General features: G+C 51.7%; 2 protein-coding genes. Both read left to right on the forward strand.

The annotated features are described in order from the left end of the window. Nucleotides 1–105: 105 nt before the first annotated feature. Complete coding sequence (locus AC2FLJ_RS22740; protein ID WP_496707778.1) at nucleotides 106–1,683, forward strand: type IV secretory system conjugative DNA transfer family protein; 1,578 nt, start codon at nucleotides 106–108, stop codon at nucleotides 1,681–1,683. Nucleotides 1,684–2,354: 671 nt separating this feature from the next. After that, nucleotides 2,355–3,566 carry a sodium/glutamate symporter gene (gene gltS, locus AC2FLJ_RS22745; RefSeq protein ID WP_282170908.1) on the forward strand — a complete coding sequence of 404 codons (1,212 nt, stop codon included), beginning with the start codon at nucleotides 2,355–2,357 and terminating at the stop codon, nucleotides 3,564–3,566. Nucleotides 3,567–3,838 lie beyond the last annotated feature (272 nt).

A 3,838-nucleotide genomic window follows, 5' to 3' on the forward strand; every position in this document is an offset into this window, starting at 1 on the left:
GCTCCTGTCAAGTTCTAGTGCGCGCTACCAGAAATGCACTCGACCTGACAGGTAGGGACAAAGTTTGCGACAGAACCTGCGGTCTTTGCAAAAGCACCTCAGCTCGTGACTGAGGGATACGCAGCGCCTTTGAAGCTGAAATCACAATTGGACAGTGAAATCGTTTTTGCCAAGTTCGGCCCACCAAAAGAGAAAAACGCGATTTTCTATAAGCCCGGTCCAAGCGTACAGAAACCACATGCGATGTTCATTGCTCCGTCTGGCTCGGGTAAAACAAGCGGCTTTGTGATCCCCAACATTCTGCGGTTCAACGGCTCCTGCGTTGTTCTGGACATCAAAGGCGAGATATTCCAGACAACCGGCGCACGGCGGGCAGCAATGGGGGATGAGGTCTTTGTTTTCGACCCTGAGAACCCAGAAAAAAGCCACAGCTATAACCCGCTGAGGCGCGCAGCTCGCGCAGACAATCTGGATCGGCGTTGGGAAGAAGTAATTCAGGTTGCAACGCAGATGTTCGACACGCCCAGCTCGTCCGCTCAGGGCTTCTTAGGCGGCGTCGAAGGCATGTTCTGCGCAATGGCGATGTTGGCAATCAAGCGGAACCGTCCGTACATTTCCGAGATCCTGCGCCTGGTCAAAACGACCAAGCAAAAGGATTATGAAAAGATGGCCGAAGAAGTAGGCTATGCCCGGGCAGCAGATGAGTTCCTGAATCTTGCAGCCGAAGAATCCAAAATCCTTCGGTCAACGATTTCGGTTATGAACAACTCCGGCCTTCAGCTCTGGCGCAACCCGTCTGTGGCAAGAGCGACGCAGGGCAATGACATCAACTTTGAAGATCTGCGTCGGCGCCCCACCTCGATCTACTTTTCTGTGCCGGGGAAAAAGGTCAAAGAGTTCCGGACACTCATTCGCCTGTTCTTCCTCGATCTGGTGAACACAATCGAAACCCACGAACCGGGCCCAGATGAGCCGTTCAAGGTTTTGATGCTGCTCGATGAGTTTCAGCGTCTCGGCCATCTTGAGCGCGTCGTTGAAGCCTATGACACCATGCGATCGTTCGGCGGTCGGATCATCGTGATTTCGCAAACGCTGTCGCGCCTGCAGGACATTTATGGGCATGAAGGTGTGCGGGCGATGCTGGCAAACGCCGGGACGCAAATGTTTGCAGCCTCTGAGGATTCAGAGGTACGCGAACATGTGTCCAAGTCTATCGGTGACAAAACAGTCATGAGCAAGTCGAAGTCTCGGGCGCTCGGCAAAATGGAAATGGGCAGCATATCAGAGCGTGAAGAAGGCATTCGGCTGCTCCGGCCAGAACACGTTGGTCGTCTGCCGGAAAACGAGGTTGTGCTGATCCGTGAAGGCAAAATGCCAGTGATCGCAAACAAGATCCGATACTTCGAGGATCCGTATTTCATGCAGTTCTTGGGAGGTGACGCGCCGAAAATCAAAGGTACACACTTCGATCTGACTGTCGAGCAAGCAAAGGACACGGCTAAAGCTCTTACTGAAGCCAAACCCACACCTGCCCCAGCGAAAGAGGTTTCGGAAAAAGATCAGGAACTTCAGGCTGCTTTTGATGCGCAGCGCACCGTTGCAAAACGAAAAAGCCGGTCCGCAAAAGACATGGCGGTGGAGAAAATGAGAACCAAACGGCCTGAAAGTAGCGCCTCCGCTTGACGGGGGTGCTGTTTAAGTAAATCTGCGTTTAACCATGTTTGTGAGAACATAGCGGTCTAACTATCAGAAGGTTTTTTCAGATGAGATTGATAGTCGCGATTTTGCTTCCGTTTGTGGTGTACTTCACGATCAGACGCCCAGTTCAGGGCTTTTTCTGACTGCTCTGCGTATTCCCAGTGAATTGCCGCCTGAATCCCAAAAGCTGCCGCCCAATCTTGTTAACAACGTGCATCCAGACCGATGGCCTCCAACCGCCGTGCCACAAGCTACTTGGCAGGAAGTGCCACCAAGCAGACCTTCGCTGCAAGCACGAAAAACCTGCCACATGCACGAAGTGACCTGCCGGGACGGCGTAAACCAGTCCTTCGCTGGGGCGAGCACCAAGGTCCGTTGACCGGGATAAGGCTGTTTTAGATGGCTCGCCCGTACTTTGGCGGGCAACCGATTGTAATTCGAGTCATTGTCCTTGTTTTTCTCAAACTTAGCCAACATAGACATCTCTATTGACTTGGAATAATCCCGATATTCATATTGGGGTCTATGGGGCGACCCAAAACAAGTTGAACGAGGCTCGTCTATGGGTATCGAGAACTGCGCGCACTCGCACAGAACTGATGTGCTGCGCACGTTTGACACCGGTGTAGCACCCAGCCTTACTAAAGGAGTTCGTAGTGGATCCGATAGCTATAGATGGCCGACAAACTATAATTATAGCTATTCTTGCTTTGTATTTTGGAAAATTTGCAAACGCGAAAATTAGGTTCCTGCGAAAGCTTAACATACCCGACCCAATTGTTGGGGGCCTCTCGGTTTCGATCTTGTTTAGTGTGATCCATTTCGCTCTAGGTATTGAGTTCAGGTTTGATATGGATTTGCGAGATGAGCTTCTCATTGTGTTTTTCGCGGCGCTTGGCTTGTCCACAACATTCGAAACCATGCGCAAGGGTGGAAAACTATTCGCCATCTTTGCAGTTGCGGCGGTGGCGTTCATGATCCTTCAAAATGTGGTCGGTGGACTCGTCGCATATGCTGCGGGCCTGGACCCACTTATCGGTTTGCTTGGTGGGTCGATTTCGATGGCTGGAGGGCCGGGGACAGCAGCGGCATGGGCATCAGTTTTCGAGAGCGACTATGGTGTTGCCTCGGCCAGCGAGGTCGGCATCGCTTTTGCCACCGTTGGTATGGTGCTTGGCGGGGTTTTGGGCGGGCCAGTTGCCGCCCGTTTGGTAGCGCACCACAAATTGACACCTGAGACAGATGCAATTTTGAGTATTGGCGTCGCGCATTCTGAAACTGAGGTGGAAATATCTTACGACAGTATGCTTCGCACCATTCTTACGGTGGCTCTTACAATCGGTATCGGTACAGGAATTCACTATCTGTTAGATCAGATCAACTTCAATCTTCCGACCTTTGCCGCGTGTCTTATTGGTGGAATACTGGTCATTAATTTGGGGCCACTTGTGTTTCGTAAATTGAAGTTCCCAAAACCAAACCAATCAAGAAGTCTGGCCCTGATTTCCGAGCTCTCTATCGGCCTTGCTTTGGTAATGTCTTTGATGACAATGCAATTGTGGACTTTGGCCGCAGTCGGACCTGCAATCTTTACGATTCTGGCGGTTCAGACATTGCTGGCCGTCGCTTTTGCGGGGATTATCCTGTTCCGGCTAATGGGATCTGATTATGAAAGTGCGGTGATGGCGTCCGGGTTTGTAGGCGTGTTTCTTGGCGTCACATCAACGGGGTTGGCCAATATTTCGGCCGCTGAAAAATCCTATGGTGCCGCACCTCGTGCACTACTGATAATCCCGTTGATAGGTGCCTTTGTTGTAGAATTGACAAACCCGATCATAACGCAAGTTTTCCTTCAATTATTTAGCTGAGTGAGACCCTGATACTGAGAGATCGTTAACGAACTGAAATGTCGGGTTGGATTCAATCCGGACTTTCGACGCAAAGGCCATTAAGGTCGGCTATGGGCCGCCAGCCATGCCGCGTTTGCAAACGCGTGAAATCAGAACAATGGCGGCTTAGGGCTCTTACCTTCCATCGATGCCCGCCGCAGAGAACGGCTGGAGAGAGCCCGGAGTAGACATAGTCAACGCCGACGCTCGCAGGTGCTGCAACTCCCGCTTACCGAGACCATCAGCCACAC

It is taken from the genome of Ruegeria sp. CDSA034, assembly GCF_059612275.1.